Here is an 18,403-nt window from a genome sequence, read left to right as displayed (position 1 = left end):
TTGGGTTCCGGCCTCCTCCAGTTCGGCTGTGCCGACCAGCAGCTACTTCGACATGACGAACCAGTTTAACGAGAAGGTGTCTTACGGCGAGTTCACCGACCCGCGCGACGGACACAAGTATCGTACGGTTAGCCTGAAGGATGGCATCTATTATACGGACACGCTTGTGTATTTCGCGGAAAATCTCAATTTTGGAAAGATGATTGCGGGCGGCACGGTACAGGGCGACTCGACCAAGTACTGCTACGATGACGACCCGTGGTACTGCGAGAACGGCTGGGGCGGACTCTATACCTGGAGCAACGCCATGAACCTTCCTTCGGTCTGTGATTCTGTCTCGCTGGGGTCAGAACAATGCAATTATTCTTTTGCTCGAGACAAAGATGGAAAATTGATTGACGGTGAAATCATTCACCAGGGGCTTTGCCCGGATGGCTGGCATATAGCGAATGATGGCGAATGGGCGAATCTTCAGACAAAAAGCAGCAACAGTGTCGCCTACTACATGGGCTCGAAGGTCGCCGGCTTCGGTAGCAACGATTATGGTTTGTCGATATTGCCGACGGGATGCTGGATTCCCCTAGGGGGAAAGTTTGATTCAATAAAAAAATATTCTCTGTATTGGTTGCCGCAACAATATCCGGATTATGATGACTCAGCTTATGGGGTTATTATTCAATCAATAGATGTCAGTAGGACGGCGAGAAGTGTGAAAACTCAGGCTTTTCCCGTCCGCTGTGTAAAAAATTATTAAACCGAGATTTTTTAACAAATCATGGGCTCGAAGGTCGCCGGCTTCGGTAGCAACGACTACGGATTGTCAATATTGCCTGCCGGGTATTGGCAGTTGGGAAAATTTGACCAAATTAAGTTGTCTGCAGGTTTTTATCTCCCTCAACAACATAATAGTAATGAAATTGCTGGTCGTGCAGTATATGTGGAAAAGAATTTTTTTGAACGATCGGGGGGAGCTAGTAAGATTCACGCTCTTTCCATCCGCTGTGTAAAAAAACTACTAACTATAACAAGATTTTAAACAAATTAACAAAGCCTTTCCTTTGAAAGGCTATAGGGGTTATGTGTCTAAACTCAACAAGAAGAACAAAAAGTCCAAGAAAAACCGTAACAATTACAAGATCGAGTCTCTCGAACCGAGACTCTTGATGGACGCTGCGTAAAAATGATGCTCACATATAAATTTTTTAAAAAGCCGAAGAAGGCCTATTTTTTTTTGAAAACGTGGAATTTGCGGCAACCTTACGGGATGCCGCATTTTTTATGTCGTAATGTTGTAAGTTGTTTGTAATTTTGTGGTGTAAGATTTTTGTATTAAGTAATTTTTTTTTGTTTCAATATAAAGTAAAGTTTTGGGATGATTTTGTATGACATCCGGCTTATTATTTACTAATTTTTGGGATGTATGTTTTTTGCCTATGAAGTTGTTTCACCTTTGAAAAAATTATGAGTTATGAGTTGTGAGCTATGAGTTGTGAGTTACGCGGCTTCGCTGCAGGAGAAGGCGATTGTGGGCATCGAGAGTCCCCTCAAGACTTAAGGTTCCTCAAGTTTTTTCCGCTTACACGGTTTTCCGCCGCTGATACGTTGTTCCGCAGCGAACCTCTAAACCCGCGGCGAAGCCGCCAAATTTCCTCTTATAATTCATAGTTCATAATTAAAACCCCGCGCCAACGGCGCCAAATTTTAACCTCGAAGCGAGCCCCGCGAGCGCGCTCATACCTCGAACCTCGTGCCTCATCAACAATTTCTATTTTCTTTCTTTGGAGTAAAAAAATGAATCGACTGTTACCTTTTGCCCTTGCCCTTGTTGCCGCTACCATGTGCTTTACCGCCTGCGGTGACGACGACAGCAGCAGCTTCGTTGAACCGGAAAAGGAATCCTCGTCTAGCGAAATCCTGAGCAGCGGCGACGAAATTTCCGTGAACTCGAGCGACGACGAAGGCCTCGACGCCGCCTCCAGCAGCGGGAAGACTTCCAAGAATAGCTCCTCGAGCAAGGGAAGCTCCGCAAAATCGAGCGAAAGTGCCGCCTCCAGCAGCAGTGTCATCCCCGGCACCGACCGGGGATCTAGCAGCAGCGGGGTGGCATCGTCGAGCAGCGTCTTTTTGCCCCGCCGTTGCGAGGAGGGCGCCAAGGACACAGTTGTAAAAGAAAATTCAACTGCGTATATGACGTGTAGGGATAACTATTGGCGAACGGATACGATAATTTACCCACCCAAGCCCAAGGTTTACCCGAACATGGACCGCCAATTCGAAAACCCGTACAGCACACTCAGCGAGTTCACGGACCCGCGTGACGGCCAGAAGTACACGACGCTGATACTCCACAAGCGTGATAGTGACAAGAAGATAATTGACGACGATTCCATCGAGGTTTTCGCGCAGAACCTGAACTACGGCGAGATGGTGGACTCGAGCGTCCACCGGCTGGACGACGGCAAGGTGGAGAAGTACTGCGAGCTGAACGACGAGTGGTTCTGCGAGAACGGCTGGGGCGGCCGCTATACTTGGAGCGAGGCGATGGGGATATCGTCGAAGTACGATTCCGTGCTCTGGAAGGATACGACCGGCGGCAACACCCGCATACACCAGGGCATCTGCCCGGAGGGCTGGCACATCATGAACGGCTACGAGTGGGAAAACTATACGGCGGGAGGCGGATTGAGCATGGCGTCGAAGGCGAACTGGACAACGGACAAGACCGGCGCGAACCTGCTCGGCATGTCCGTGCTGTTCGACATGCGCGACTATGAACTCAGCTGGATGCTGACGAACTTCTTTACACCCGCAGAAGAATCCGCAACGATTGCTTATAGTGTCCATGTAAATGACGTTTATGTTAAAATGGGGGCTGCTCAGAAATCTGAACTCAACAGATTCCCTGTCCGCTGCGTCAAGAATTACTAGCCGCCTGACATAATCCAGGCCAAATTCAAGAAATTTTAAACAAAAAAGGCACGGCGATACACCGTGCAGGGGGGAATCTTTGTCCAATATCAATAAAAACAACAAGAAAAAGAACAAGTCTCGCAAGAACAGCTTCAAAATCGAGTCGCTCGAACCGCGCCTCATGATGGACGCGACCTGTGATAATTGGGAAAATGAATTGAATTGGATTGACGTGTCGTCCGCTGCGTCAACGGATTATCAACATTGGTTGAAAACGAACATACCGACCCTTTTCATTGAGTCGAATGATGAGACGACCCTTGCGAATGTAGGGACTTTGGCGGAAACCGATACCGGTTTCTTGGCATTTTCCGACTCTAAAATGGACGCTATCAAGAAAGATTTTCAAAAGATAATGTCTTCGGCCTTGGATAGCATCAAGACTGATTATAGGGTTAATTTGATGGCGCAGGATGCCTACAAGGAATTGTCCGACAGCAAAACAACTGCGATAAGGAAAGTTGAATTGCAGATTCAGTTAAATCAGGAAGTTGCAAACCATTTTGCAACGGCCATGATTTCGACTGCCGAACTCGTGGCAAAACTGAATTCCGATTCAAACAATACTCAGTATGTTTTTAGTGTGGGCTCCAATCCCGACGAGATTGAAGTCACGGTCGGTGTTGACAACACCAATAATCAAATTTCAAAGACTGTTGATGGACTTTCCGCCGATGTCACCGGATTCTCCGGGGTCGCGACGAACCTGTATTCAGGTGTTGTCAATAATCCGACCCTTGGAGTGCATGTAGACCTTGGTCGATATTTCACTTTGAAGCTTGATGGACAGGGCGCCGCCGTCCTTGGCGACCACGATGTGGGGGTTGTCGCCCATTTCAAGCAATATACTCAATATGATACGGTTACCTCGATAAAAGATCTATGCAAGTCTAGCGGCAATGTGCTTGAATTTACATCCGTTGCGGATGCCGACGATACCGGTTGGGACTACTCTGTGGGGCTCGGCCTTTCGTCTCATGGTGTATACGACATTATTGAGGGTGACCTGGATTTCGATGTTGTCGATCCTTCTAAAGTTTCTGGTCTTTCCAATACGCAGAACCTGAAATATGTCTATGATTCCAATTCACAAAAGTGGATATGGCAAGCCGCAGGCGACATTGAAAATGTCGAACACGCGAGCATGGGACTTATCTTGCAGAAGCTTTCGGAACTTTCGCTTTGGCTGAACCAGAATTCCACGGTTACGCCCGAGAATCCGACCCCGTTGCTGTATGATTCTTTTTCGGGAGTTATCAATCAGAATGCTTCCGAAAATGCGAATCTTTCGTTACTCTTGAATAACGTGCTGAATAAAAGTCCCACCTCTCTTCAGGAACTACATGGATTGATGGGGAAGCCCGTCGATGCCATGGGGCAATCTATTTCGCAAATCGTTTTGAACGGCAATTCGCTGACCTTGTCGTTTAAGATGGAACTCGCACCGAATCCTAGTAAAGCCCAAGTCTCTATCGTGACGGATGCGCTTACGGAGCTTGGATTCAACGTGATGCGAAACGAGTCCCTTGAATTGAATACGTCCATTGTCAAACTTCAGTTCTCGCTGGACATCAATTTGAGTGCCTCGACAAGGGCCGATGAAAAGACCGCAGTGAGGGAAATCTTTAAAGAGACTGCGTACCAGGAAATTTTCGGCGTACAGACTGCCGCTGTAAGTGGATGTTTTGATATATCTACTAGTGCTGATGCAAGTGTCAGTGTATATAAGCGCGCAGATTTGGGAACGTGTTATTGCTGTTGTGCAAACGAGTTTGATGGTTCCAAGGCTGGTTGCTACATTGATGTGTCAAGTTGCTCTTTTCCCGGAACATATACGTTTAAAATGACCTGGACAGATTCTTCTGGTTCGTCGCAGAGAGCGGACTTCTCGTATTCCAGCTTTGAGGAACTTGTTTCGGGCATCGAAGCCTCGTTTACTGAAAATGGCAAAAAGATACATGCTTATTATTGTGATGATTCTGCTTCATCTTCAAAATTAATATTCCTGGTCCTAGAAGAAGGGCGTACAGTATTAAACATCACTTTGGATTCGTCCCGTTTTACTGATTGTTACATGCGCGTCGATGAAAATTGCCCGTTAAACGTGGCGGCTGGTAACATCGTCATAACGGAAACTAGCTCTACACCTGTCACGATAGCGGTGCCGGCGTTCGGTGAAGTTGACCGCGATGCGCTTGCGAAATACATAAAAACCCAATTTGATAGTAATGGCCTGGCGAATTATGAAGCCGCCTTTAAGGATGGGCGTCTTGTCATCCGGAATACTGAAGGTAAGACGTTTAATGTATCGGGCGATTTCTTTTCGAATAACAAACTGATTGATTCTAGCTTGAGTGGGCTGGACAGTTCCGCTAATTGCCTGCGGATTGTTTTTGAAGATAAGACATCCCCTGTCGACCCGAGCAAATCCCTTCGCGATACAAGAGATATCGACCTATGGACTTGGTTCAGTAGTTTGTCGACGCCGGTTGATGTTACGAAGCAGGGTAATGTTACTTTGACGGAAATCATGGATGAAATATGCAGGCGCGCCAATGTCGATGCCGCCGGCAACTATCTTGAAATGATTCGCTTCGACGGTACCCGCCTTGTCGGCGTGGGCAATTACAACATTGCAAGTATCGAAAACCTGAACGGCTCCTTGGCCTCCGCCCTTGGCTTGACCGGCAAGGCCGATGACGGGGCCTTGTTCAAGCTGGACGCCTTGCTGCTTAATGCTACGGATTCCTTGGGCTACAAGAATTTCGACCTTTCGTTCAACCAAAAACTGAGAGGCAGTGTCGATGTTGACGGACGCCTTGGAATGATTGGCGACCAGGTTTCTGCGCAAAAAGCTGGCACGGATAGCCACTTGGCAATGGACCATTCCGTGGAACTGAAGTACGACGGTTCAATAGGTACGATTCAGTTGCCCGACGTGAACGTTTTGGGCATACACGCAAGCGTAGCTTCCCTGGTAGATGACTTTGAGAAGGCCTACACTTCCATGTGCGATTGCTTGAGTGCCGTTTACAGTAGTTCTACGTTAAGTAGCGACGCCACCATTAACGACTTCGTCAACTTGAAGGATTCCATCGACAAGTTCGTGAATGCGACCGACAATTTGAAAATTCGTACGGACAACATCTGGAAATACGTTGTTGAGGTGTTCAAATCGGATGTGACTGTGCATGAGGCGCAGGTACAGCTGTTTGGGACGGATATTTCGACGATTTTGAATTATATTCCTTCGTATCAACAGGATTTCTCATACCTTTTTAGCATTGAAAATGCTTCCAAAATTCAATCTGCAGGACATGTTGCAAAGATTCAATCCTTGTTAGTTTCGATTGCAAATGCAGCGAATGATATCGATTCCCTTTTCTCTTCCAACGTAACTGCATTCGGATCCTCCCTCGTGTCTTTGTTCGATGGCATTGCCGAGTCCATCGAGAAGCACAAAAATTGGCCCGAATGGAAGGTGTCGAAAACTGTCAACGACTCCACCCAGTACACGATGGACAGCAGTGTGATGTATGGCTCCTGGAAGGACCAGGGCGTTCTCAACAGTACCGCAGCCACGCTGCAAAACAACGGTACAGCAGCCTCGTCGCAAAAGATTTCCTATAATGACGGGGTCGACGTTAATTACATTTCCCCGTATATTGCAAATTGGAAGGATATCGAGGTCGGCGTCGCCATCAAGGAGGCTGCCGCTACTTTTGGTGAGCAGTTTTTAGGTGTCTTACCCGATGGGTCGCCGGTTGATGGAAAAACGTCCATTTTCGATAACGGTGTCCTGACGAAGGAGCTGCCCTTTATAGGAAAGTCGCTCTCTGAACTGTGCGGGTTCGAAACGAAGATGGAGGAGTTCCGCCACCTGCTCGGAAGTGTCGACGGAGTTACCTTGCAGGACTTCTTTACGCAGCTGCAGGACAGGCTCGGCTTTCAAGTAACTGATTGGTCTTTTGCCACTATTAACTCTTCTTGCGATTCTCAAAACATTGATTTCAAGTGGGAATACAAAATCCAGAACGGAAATATCGTGCTGAACAATATCGGTACGGGGGAAATCAATGTCGGCGGTGCCCTGGATGTCAATATCAATGCGTCCTTGACCTTCCGAATCCGCATGGTCCTGACATACGATAGTACCGACGGCAAGTTGAAAGTCTCTTTTAAAGCTGTAGAAGAAACAATTAACAATATCGTTCAAGAGTTGCCTATCGTCTCGGCCAATGTGTCTGTGGAGAAAAATCCGCTTACAGGTAACTTGCATGTAAACTATACCGTTGGCGACCAAACATTCCAGGCGCCTTTGCTTGAAATTGCAGAAGATAAGACGAATAAAAGCTACATCAGTATGCATTTCAACTGTGGTGTGAACCTTGATGTCAATACGGACGCTTCCGGGGCGACAACCTATAGCCTTTCCCCAGTGTCCGCTGACGTGGACGCCAATGGTAAAATTTATGTGAGTGCCGCCGGCCAGAATGCGGGCTATGTGGAAATCGGCGGTAATGTCGGTGATTTACTCACTTCAGGGCTTGGCAAACTTGTGCCGTTCGTTGATATGGATAGCAGCAAACTTGACAAGACGAGGCTGTGGGTGGATCTTTCCAATTTGAAAACCGATTTCAGCATTACGTCCTTGTTTGAACAGATGAACCTTGTCTCGGATTCTTTGTCGCAGCTGCTCCGCAAGACCATCAGCGGCATAAACAAGGAAGTCCTGCGCGATTCCGTGCGTAGCATTCCCTTTATCGGCGATAGAATTATCAGTGCCGCCGATTGCCTCACCAAGCTGGACGAAACGTTTGTCGAGCCCTTCCGCAAGTACATCGACTCGGCGAAGAACTTGAATGCGGAAACTGTCGCTTTCAAGCTATACAACTTGCTGAACAAGGCGGGTGTGCTGCAACAATGTCCAAATTGTTCAACAACGAGTGAAACATGGGCCGGTAAAACCTTTGATCAGTTCTACAAGGGAATTCAGTACTGTGAAAGTGATTCCGAGGCCTGCTGGCGTATAAGAATCGGCGGGTCGTACACCCTGGATGCCGATGCCGATTTCGACCTTGGATTCCCTGGGCTCGGTTTCCATTCCGATGGTGGCCTTAAGATTGAATTGAAATGGACGCTCGATATTGGGTTCGGCGTGTCGAATGATGGTGCCTTCCTGTTGCTCGATACGGGAAATGACCTGGTCTTAGAACTAAATGTATCGAAAAACGGCCTTGATGTCGAGGGCTCCCTCGGTTTCTTGACAATGAAATTGAAGGGGGGCTCGAAAACTGGCTTTGATGAAGATCCGTTTAAAGTGAAGTTGAACGTTGACATAAATTCGAACGCTGCATCTTCGGCGTCGACATCTATCGACGTTCACAACCTGGGGCTGGGAATATCGGTAAAGGCGGATTTGCAGGCTGACTTTGAAAATACTTGGAATTTGAGCCTTGATGGGGGTGCAACATTCCCTTCGATTGAAGCGGATTTGAATATTAAATGGTCTGCCGGGACGGCGTCTCTTGCAAGCTCAAATGGCTTGAATTACCTTGCGTTTGAAAATATAAAGTTCAATGGGGGGGATTTCATTGATAAAACAGTGAAGCCTGTACTTGAAAAAATCAAGAATGTCATTGAACCGATTCAGCCGCTCATCAAGTTCCTGCAATCCGAAATTCCGGTATTGAACAAGCTCCCCGCCGGCAAGGTACACATTACAGTACTTGACCTTATCAAGATGTACGGTTCGCAGAACGACATGGATTTCGGCTTCATCGACGACATCATCAAGGTGAACAATCTTATAAATAGCCTCAACACTGGGAGTGGTAGCCTTTTCCTCTCGTTGCCGAATTTTGTGCTTTATGAGGATGAAAAAAATTATACAGGAACTGATCAGCAAGTTCGACAAGATGCTAATAAGCAGTCCTTGAACTTCCTTTCGGGCGTAAGCAAGAATGTCGACAGCTACGTGCAGCTTTTGCGCGAGACGTTCACCCTCGGCGGAAAGAAGGTGAATGATTATACGTCAGACTTGAAAGCCTTGCAAAATGCGCTTGGCGACTTTGACATGGCGCAACCGCAATCTGCATCCTCTACAACCATTTCGACGAATGGCGGCAGGGGCTGGTCGTTCCCGATTCTTGAAAACCCGCTCACAGAAATTGGCGGGCTTCTCTTTGGCCGCGAAGCGACTCTTGTCACCTACAACATGTCGCCGCTCAAGTTCAATTTTGACTGGAAGAACAGTTACCCGATTGTCGGCCCCCTGTGCGCCGATATCGGCTTCAACTTTGGTGTTTGCATCGATCTTACGTTCGGCTACGATACGCACGGCCTTGTCCGTTGGAAAAACAGCGGGTACAAGAATGCAGTGCTCCTTCTGGACGGTTTCTTCATCGCCGACTGGGACGAGTACGGCAAGGATGTCGCCGAGGTGGTATTCCATTCTGGTGTCGTGGCTGGGGCAAGCCTTGCCGGGCGCGCCGGTGTCAATGTCGGTTTGAATCTGGATGTAAACCTTGATTTCAGGGACCCGAATAACGACGGCAAGATTCGTTTTGGCGAAATGGGCGACTTGCTGAAGGACCCGATTCATATCTTTGACGCTTCCGCATCAATTGAAATAGAAGCGTACGCTTATCTGGATTACTTTATCGGTAGAAAAAAATGGGTTTTGTGGAGCAGCGGAGCCTTTGAACTGTTCAAAACGGCTTCTACATATACTAATAAGCCTGTCATGACATCTACGGTCGGTGATTACCTTGTTGTAAATGTCGGTGAGTATGCGGCTGGCCGAAATTCCGGCAACTTGAATGACGGCGATGATACTGTCTTCATTAATTTTACTTCGGAAGATGAAGGAACAATTCAATGGAATAAAAGAGGTGCTGTAGAATTTTCCATCGGGAAAGATCTTAAGGGCATTTGTATTTATGCCGGAAATGGTAATGACGTGATTTCTATAACGTCTGATGATGGCGTCTACGTTGAAAAGGATGTTATCGTCTATGGCGGTGACGGCAACGATCAAATAGATTTGTCCGGATTGTCATTGGCTGCCGGCGTTAACGCTATCTTGATGGGAGACTTGGGCGTTGATGTCATCAAGGGCGCGAATGGCTTGGGCAATAACTTTATTTTTGCGGGAACGGGCCGTTATGTCATGGATAAAGACAAAGAGAAAGTCCTGCTTGCCGAAGCGTATCCGGATGTATCCGTTGCTGAAAAGAATATCTTGACGGGAGGGGCTGGCAAGAACTATATCTTTGGCGGTTCCGGGAGTGATGTCCTTTATGCGGGTGTTGTTTCGGGGACGAATAATTTCTTGTTCGGTGATGGCGGACGAGTCGAAATAGACGGGAAAAATGCAACGCCCAGTCGCTATGACCTGTTCGACGAAGGCGGCGACGACCTGCTTTATGGCAGCGAAAATGCCGACTTCTTGAGTGGTGGAGCTGGAAATGACTGGATTGAAGGCTTTGGCGGAAATGATGTGATTTATGCCGGCCTTGGAAATGACATTGTCTTTGGCGGAAATGGCGTTGATACTATCTATGGCGGTGACGGCGACGATTTGATTTTTGGCGATACTCCTGCGGATAACGGCATGGTGATTGCGTCAAGTGATGCCAATAAAGTTTTGCCGTATGCATATGTTTCGAAGGAGTTCAAGAGCGAAGACCATCTGTTGTATAGTAAAGACAGTACAACAAATATTGAAACAATTGCCTTGACGACTTCGCAAGCTTTCTTGGATAAATTCAATAACGGTATTCCGGATGATATAAAAGCGATAGTGCGGAGTAGCTCTGTGACTAAAGAAAATACGGCTGATATCATTTGGGGCGGTAATGGCGCGGACATTATTTTTGGTGATGATGGAGCCAATGGAACAACAGCCACGGGCGGTACCGATATCATAGAAGGCGGTGCCGATAACGACTTCATTGACGGCGATGGTGGTAATGATGACATTAAGGGCGGTTCTGGCGATGACGTCATTTATGGCGGCATGGGCAATGACGTGCTTGATGGCGGAGCCGGAAACGATATTGTGTTTGGCGATGACGGCCTTGAAGGAATTGACAAGCGTGGCTTGAATGACGATTGGTTCAATCAGAACGATGATGAAAATAAGTTGCTCTTTGGCGAAATTATCGCTCCGTTTAAGGAAAATTTTGACTTAAACTACGATGCTGAATCGAAGTCCGGTGGTGGAGAAGATACCATTATTACCGGAAACGGTTCGGATATTGTCGATGGTCAAAGTGGCAACGATACCTATGAAGTGAACTTTATGGGTAGCTATAACAAGGCCTATACGAATATCATTGAATCTGGTTCCGATGTAAATGATACTGTGACGGTCAATGGCACTATTGACGATGATATCGTTCTTGTCCGTAGGTCGGAATCCAATCAGATTGATGATAAATCCGTTCAACTTGGTTTTGTCGCCTTATTGCCGGATGATGAACAGGCCGGAGCGTCTACTGAGCCGAGAGTTGAAAAGAGTCAAATAGAAAGAGTCAATTTCTGGAATGTACGCAACAATGGCGGTGTTGAAAAGTTGAATATCAACACGGGCGCCGGTGACGATAAGATTGCCGTTGACGGAACGCTGACATCGACGGCTATTGATGCCGGTGCAGGCAATGATACAATCACTGTCGGTCAGATGTATGAATCTGCTCGTGATGCTGCAACAAATACAGCCAACGTTCAACTATTGGATAATTTTGCTACGACAAAGACTACTCAGGGTTACTTGAGCAATGGCGTTGAACATTCTACCGCAATTAATGGTGGTTCAGGCGACGATACCTTCAACTTGTTGCATACGAGTGCAGCTATTTCGCTTGTGGGTGGAACAGGGGATGATTCGTTCAATGTGTCAACGTTCCAAAAGGCGGATTCTAATGGAAAGGCTGCGGGTGTTATCCAAAATGCTCCTGTTACACTGATTGGCGGGGCTGGTCAGGATACTGTGAGTATTGCAGGCACTGAGGCTGACGATACTTTCGTAATTTCGGAAGGCACAATCCAATCGTCCGGTGTGAATGTCCAGGCAGTAAGTATTGAAAATCAGAACGCTTATGGTTGCGCCGGTGACGATGAATTCTACGTACTTGATACGAAGAAGGATTCTGTAATTTATTTAAATGGAAATGAAGGCAATGACAGCTTCTACAATGGGGGCTCGCAGAGTGAATTGCCGTATATCGCTGTTGATAATGTAGATTACAAGGGACATAGTGGCATCATTTCACATGATGTATTGTCGAATACGGAAAAGTATAAACAAACCAAGGCAGACTCAATTGCTATAAATGTCCGTGATAATGACGTTTCTGCGACAGTAACCCAAAATGTTACAGACATTGTGTTTGTGGATGTCAATGGGAATGTAATTCAAGAGGCGAATGCTACTATCGAAGAAGGCAAGGGTGTAACTAAAACTTACGGGATTAGGCTTTCCAAGGCTCCTACTGTAGGGGAAACGGTTTCTGTGACGGTATATGCTCCTGAGATGACTGTTGAAAAGCATCAGCTTGGAGATAGGGGGCTGTATATTGTAAGACCTGATGGTAGTTATGCAAGTTCTGTTACGTTTGAATTTACGCATGACAATTTTGATAAACCGCAATATGTCGATATGATTGCTTTCAGCGATAATTTGCGTGAAGGCGATGATCATTTTGTCTTGCTGCATGGGGTTTCTTGCTGTGGCTCGACAAAGGTGAATCCTTGCAACAATATGCTGATGTTCTTGAAGGATGATCGCTCTTCGGAAAGACTTGTAAGCAATTCCTTGAATTTGAATCGCAATGCGTTTACGGAAACCCTTTCGCAAGTGGTCAGTGAAGAAAATGCGACAAAACATCAGATCATAATTCCGCTTAATTCTTCTGCTGACGTCGACGATTTCTTTGCTTGGTACGAAGGAATGGATGATGGAATATCATTTACTTATCATTTTGCTCAAAATGCGTTGACTGTTGAGTGGGATGATACCGTAACCATAAATGCCGGTACAACGTTGTTTGTGAATTATACAGCGCTCTCAATGACGTTGGATAATACGTGCTCGGTCAACCTGAAGTACGAAGCGAATGATTTGGGACTGATTGCTTTGGGTACGGATTATGAAACGTCTGAAATTGACGAATATGATTCTGCCAATGCATCAAGCGACGATAAAATAACTTATGTTTGTTCTTCCGATAAAAAATCTCTAAGACTGTACAAAAACGGTGCGTTAATACCGGAAAATGAACCGGGCTATGTTGTTAGCTGGATTAACCAAAATATTGATGTAGATTCAAACGGATATATCAATGTGGATAGCATATATGGTGTAGCTGATCTTTCAATAATAACCCCAATAGGAAAGACGATTCCATTGAGTTACGACCAGTCTACGAATGACTCGTTCTATTTCAAACAGTTTGGTAATGGCATCCAAATATACGATAAAAATGGTTATAATGTTACCAGCGCTTATGCTGGGGCAACTTTGAATTATCAGGTCGCATATTGGGTTGGTGGAACCAACGGGAATATAACTGCAAAAAATGGAGCGTCTTTCGAAATTGACGGTGATCATAAGGTAAAATTCTTGGTCGGTGAAGATCATTGGATAACAACTCAAAGAAATTCGAGTAGTGACGGATATTTCTATAAAATAGAAGGTACTCAACTTATTGTTTGCTCAAATAAGACTGGTTTGCCTGTTTCTGTTTCGGGTTGTTTGAGTTTTGCTCAACGAGGCGAAATCAATGTGGTCGATGAACTGTGCGCTTGGACGAATAACGGGTCTGCAAATGATTTGGATAATCTTGGTGCTGGTAAGTATGCCGAGTCAACTGCAGGTAAAGTCGTCATCACGCAGACGAACGGTTCCACGGATGTTGAAGAAGGTGGCGCTACGGATACATACGCCATAAGCCTTGACGGGGACATTCTTGAAAATGATGAATCTGTAAAGGTTGACGTTAATGCGATTTCAACTCCCTTCTACAAGGAAGGCGTGGAGCAGAAACTTGAAAATCTGCAATATGCAAAGCAGGTGAAAGTATCCAAGATTGAATATGTGGAAACAGGAAAGAGCGATGTAGTGGTTTATTCTGCAACTAGTGCTAATGCTGATGAAAAAATCACAGTTGAGTTTACAAAGGATCGGTGCGAGGGTTATTTCCGTGTGACTGTTGAAGCCATTGATGACAATGTTGCTGAAAGTGACAATCCGACACTAGTTCCTGTTGGCGCTAAAACAATAGAGAATATTTTAGGTAATTTGTACGAAGATGGCGAGGGCGAAACGCCGAATGCTATTGATGGCAATCCTGAAATGCTTCACTATGTAACCGCAAACATGTTAAAGCAGGATTCTACTCTGGATCCTAATAGGGAGTTGAATGAGCCTACTGAAGCGGACAAGACTTTGCGCGAGACCATAGCTGATTCTGCAGACTTCGACGAATCAAAGAGCGTTGACCGTGTATTTGTCAACAATATGGACAATACGTATGATGCTTCCAGTTCAATGAAAGCTTTAGCGCAGTCTAAGGTTATTCCAACAACAGGTGCTTCTAAGTATGTATTGGACGTTGCCGCGGCAGATGAAAAGTTGGTGAAATCAGATAAGCATTCTGTTAAACTTGAACATACGGATTTGATTCATTCTCAAAATAATGACCAAAAGAACATTTCCTTCGGTAACATGGAATATGCTGAAGTGAACCTTGGCAATGCCGAGGATACGCTTGACATCAGCAAGTCCGTCTACCGTGAAGATAAATTCCAGACATTTACGGTCGTGAATTCCGGCAAGGGTGACGATACCATCAATGTGAATAGCTACACGGATGGCTCCGACGACCAGCTGGTAATCAATGCCGGCGAAGGCGACGACCATGTGAATGCTACGAATGCGAACGTTACAAAGTCTGGATTGACTGTTTTCGGAGGCCTCGGAAACGATGTCATTGAAGTGAACAGCGACAGTTCCCTTGTCTTTGGAGACCGTGGACAGGTACTTTATCTCGATGAAGAAGGTAAGGTCGTTACACGTCTTGGCGACAATTATCATGGTTCCGATTATGCAACTGGAATCAACAAGGGTGACGAAGCGTATTTCCAGACGGATGGAACTCGTTACGGGGCTGCCATTGCGCATACGACTACGGAAGATGAAGGTGGTAACGATACTATCTCTCTCGGAAATGGACGTAACGTGGTCTTTGGCGGCGCTAATACCGATTCAGAAATCGACAAGGATGAAAAGGTTGTTGTCGTGCGTGGTATAGATTCCATTACCACAGGAAATGGCGACGATATCGTCTTTGGCGATGATGGTTACATTACCTTCCAAGGAAATGGAAGCCGCATAGAGGCTCTTACCCAAAAATTTGAAAAAGAGGATGCTGATTTTAAGATTGAGAATGCTCCTGAAATCATAAGCGAAGCCACCCTCAGTTTCAACTTCCAGGGCCCGGCCCAGTCTGGTATCGGTGCTAACGAACAGGCCGGTGCCGTAGCCGACTACAGAGCCAAGAGTGTGGACGAAACGACTGGCGAAACTGTAGAAATTACCGAGCACGCCGATTATTGCGTGGGCAACTGGAATAACATCAAGAGCGTTTATGGTCGCGAGTCGGGAACTTATGGCAACGATGACAACGAAATCGTGCTGTTCGACAACGGAACCCGCGCAAGTGCCGTGAGCGTGACTTATGGTGCGACTGAATCCCATAGGATTAGCACCACCGATGGGGAGAATATTCGCCTGCGTGGCTACGACCAGACTCCTTATGTGCATGGCAGCAATTCGGGTGATGTGAACCTGATGAAGAGCGGCCTTGACATTAGTGGCAACAACGGTCGCAATACGCTGATTACCCAGGTAGACGGTCTTTCGCAGTATTTCACGGAATACGAAGTTGTTGTGTATCTGGACATGGTGCGTGAAATCTCCATGCATGAAAATAGCGTCCGTGTTGTCAAGTTGTATATCGATTCGGTTGACGAAAATGGCAAATTGACAAGTACGTTCTTTGACGAATTCTACGTGAATGATCCTGATACGCAAACATTCAATGGTACTTGGAACGTTGCGACTGGCAAGTCCGTTGCAACGGCAACTTTGGCCAACTGCGTTGTTTTCAAGTCTTTCGTCGAAAATGACACAAAGCATACTCTTGCGGGTGACCGTTTCCACATCGAAATTACGGACCCGCAGAACGGAACGAACGGCAAGGACCGTGCGGGAATTGCGGGAATTCAGGTTCACGGTTTTATGCATAAGCAGGACGTTGCCGCTTCTACTGATATTGACATGGGCGGTAAAGACGTTATCCTTACGAATGGCGGTGATGATATTGTCGTGGGTGGCACTGGAAACGACACGATTACGACTTTCGGCGACGATCGCTACGGAATTCGCGACAATGATATCGTGTACGGCGATAATGCGAAGATGGTCTTTACCGACCGCGACAGCGATCCGACGACCGCTACGACGATTTCACATGCAGAATCCATTGCCACGACGAATTTAAAAGCCTCTTATGACGATATCATCAATACTGGCGACGGTAACGATGTTGTCGTGGGCGGCGTTGGTCACGATGTCGTAAATTCCAACGCAACGTCGGGTGCCGAAGCGAAGATGGATAACATCCAGGTCACTTCGTTCAACTTTGTGACTGAGACTACTAGTGATTCGCTGCTTATTCACGCCGGTGAATCGGCGGGTGTCGTTGTGGATAACGATTGGCACAATGTCTATCTGCGCAACAACCAGATGCGCGACCGTGCAACGGGTAACGAATCCGCTCCTAGTACGGTCATCACGTTTGAGTATACTTCGATTGGGAACTATGGAAATCGGAACAATCCGAACGAACAGATTGACCCTGCTACCGGCGACGATACGGCAAACAACAAGATGCTGAAGACGCTTGTGATGGGCCAGCGCCAAGAAACGCTCTCGCTTACGCTGCATAATCTTCCGGGTCCTTCGGGTTCCCCGTGCGATGTGTATGTGTATGTCGGCGGCAAGCTTGGCAGTAGTGATGGTTATGACTACGTATTCGAAATTAACGGCTCTGACAACCAGAAGTTCTATTTGAACGACTGGATTGGCAATTCGTTCGAAGGCGAATATAAGGAAGTGACATGCAAGGATTACAAGCCTGGAAAGCTCGCTTCGGGTGTTACACCGAATGTCGAGATGATTGGCAACTATGTAGTCTTCCGTAATGTCAAGACTTGTGATTACACTGTGCAAATCCGTTGCGTTGAATCGACTCTTGGTAACCAGTATCCGAACGATATCCCAGTATTTTCGGGTGTCCAGGTTGTGTCTGGATTGAACCGCACGGGCGACATTGCCCTGGGCGGCGACCACGACAAGGACCTTGTCTTTGGCGACGAAGCTTCGCTTGATTTCGATTTGGACATTCCGTTCGCTGGTAACGAAAATATCAAGGATTACAAGAATCGTGTGATTTCGGCCGAATCGATGGCGCTTGCGACAGAAGCCGTACAGCATTTGCGTACCGACGATGAAATCAAGACCGGCAAGGATCGCGATGTGGTTGTGGGCGGCGAAGGTCGCGATACAATTTCGACTGGTAGCGGCGACGATGTTGCCATTGGCGACAATGCAAAGCTCATGGTCGAAAACAACAATCCGATTGGAGTGTTCCAGCCGGATGTAGAAGTGGTCCTTGAAGACAATCAGTACTTCGATGGCTACAAGGAAGCCTATCTTGACAACGACCAGGTGAACGAGCAGCGGATGATGCAGAAGTTCTACGAGGGCAAGATTGTCGGAATTCAGCTTCAGGATTCCGAAAACGGTCGCCTTGATTCTATCGATGTGGGAGCTGGTGAGAACCTTGTGTTTGAACAGAGTAGAAGCGAAGAACAGCTTTTCGTTGGAACGCTCGAAAGCGACGAAGACGAAGATGATGTGAATCCGTCTGACATTGGCGGCGAAGGCTCCGAAGGCACTGAAACCGACGAAGGCACCGAAGGCGAAGGAAGTGAATCCGGCGAAGGTTCCGAAGGCACTGAACAAATTGCGATGAAACAATTTGTTTTGAGTCAGAAACACGTTCCTGTCTATGTCGAAATCGCTGCTGGCGAAACGGTGGAAATCGTGATTACCGACTGGGAAGAAGGCAATCCGTACTATCGTCCGAAAGTCGTCCTGGAAATGAATTCTCTTGACAATATGATGCACCACCTGGATATTTCTTGGGACGGCATTAGTGAAGCTATTACTAGGGATTTGCTGAACTACAATTGGCTTGAAATTCCTAATTCCTCGACAGTTCCGGGTGAACATAAGATTGTCCTGCAAATTCACTCTGATGAAGCTATCGCATTCCTCGCTTCTTGCGGTAACTGATAGGAT

The 18,403-nt window shown here is 46.7% G+C and carries 4 protein-coding genes; all 4 read left to right on the top strand.

Annotated features, from left to right (window positions below; translation table 11 throughout):
* Nucleotides 1-754, top strand: a 754-nt coding sequence (locus B7992_RS08740) for an FISUMP domain-containing protein (protein WP_303395619.1), incomplete at its 5' end; no start/stop codon positions are given.
* A gap of 325 nt (nt 755-1,079) precedes the next feature.
* A complete protein-coding gene (locus B7992_RS08730) occupies nt 1,080-1,178 on the top strand; it encodes an LEPR-XLL domain-containing protein (RefSeq protein WP_175549720.1) in 99 nt (32 codons plus the stop codon).
* 613 nt (nt 1,179-1,791) lie between these two features.
* Nucleotides 1,792-2,928, top strand: coding sequence for an FISUMP domain-containing protein (locus B7992_RS08725; RefSeq protein WP_073284122.1), 1,137 nt, complete (start codon nt 1,792-1,794; stop codon nt 2,926-2,928).
* 79 nt (nt 2,929-3,007) lie between these two features.
* Nucleotides 3,008-18,397 (top strand): calcium-binding protein, encoded by a 15,390-nt coding sequence (locus B7992_RS08720; RefSeq protein ID WP_088666067.1) that lies wholly within the window; start codon nt 3,008-3,010, stop codon nt 18,395-18,397.
* Nucleotides 18,398-18,403 lie beyond the last annotated feature (6 nt).

This window comes from Fibrobacter sp. UWH1 (genome assembly GCF_002210365.1).
Lineage (GTDB): Bacteria > Fibrobacterota > Fibrobacteria > Fibrobacterales > Fibrobacteraceae > Fibrobacter.
The sequence above is the reverse complement of the archived record's forward strand: the minus strand, read 5'-3'. Positions and strand labels throughout refer to the sequence as shown.

Coding starts and splice junctions, on each gene's coding strand:
- B7992_RS08725 (WP_073284122.1), top strand. CDS start 1,792: ATGAATCGACTGTTACCTTTTGCCCTTGCCCTTGTTGCCGCTACCATG.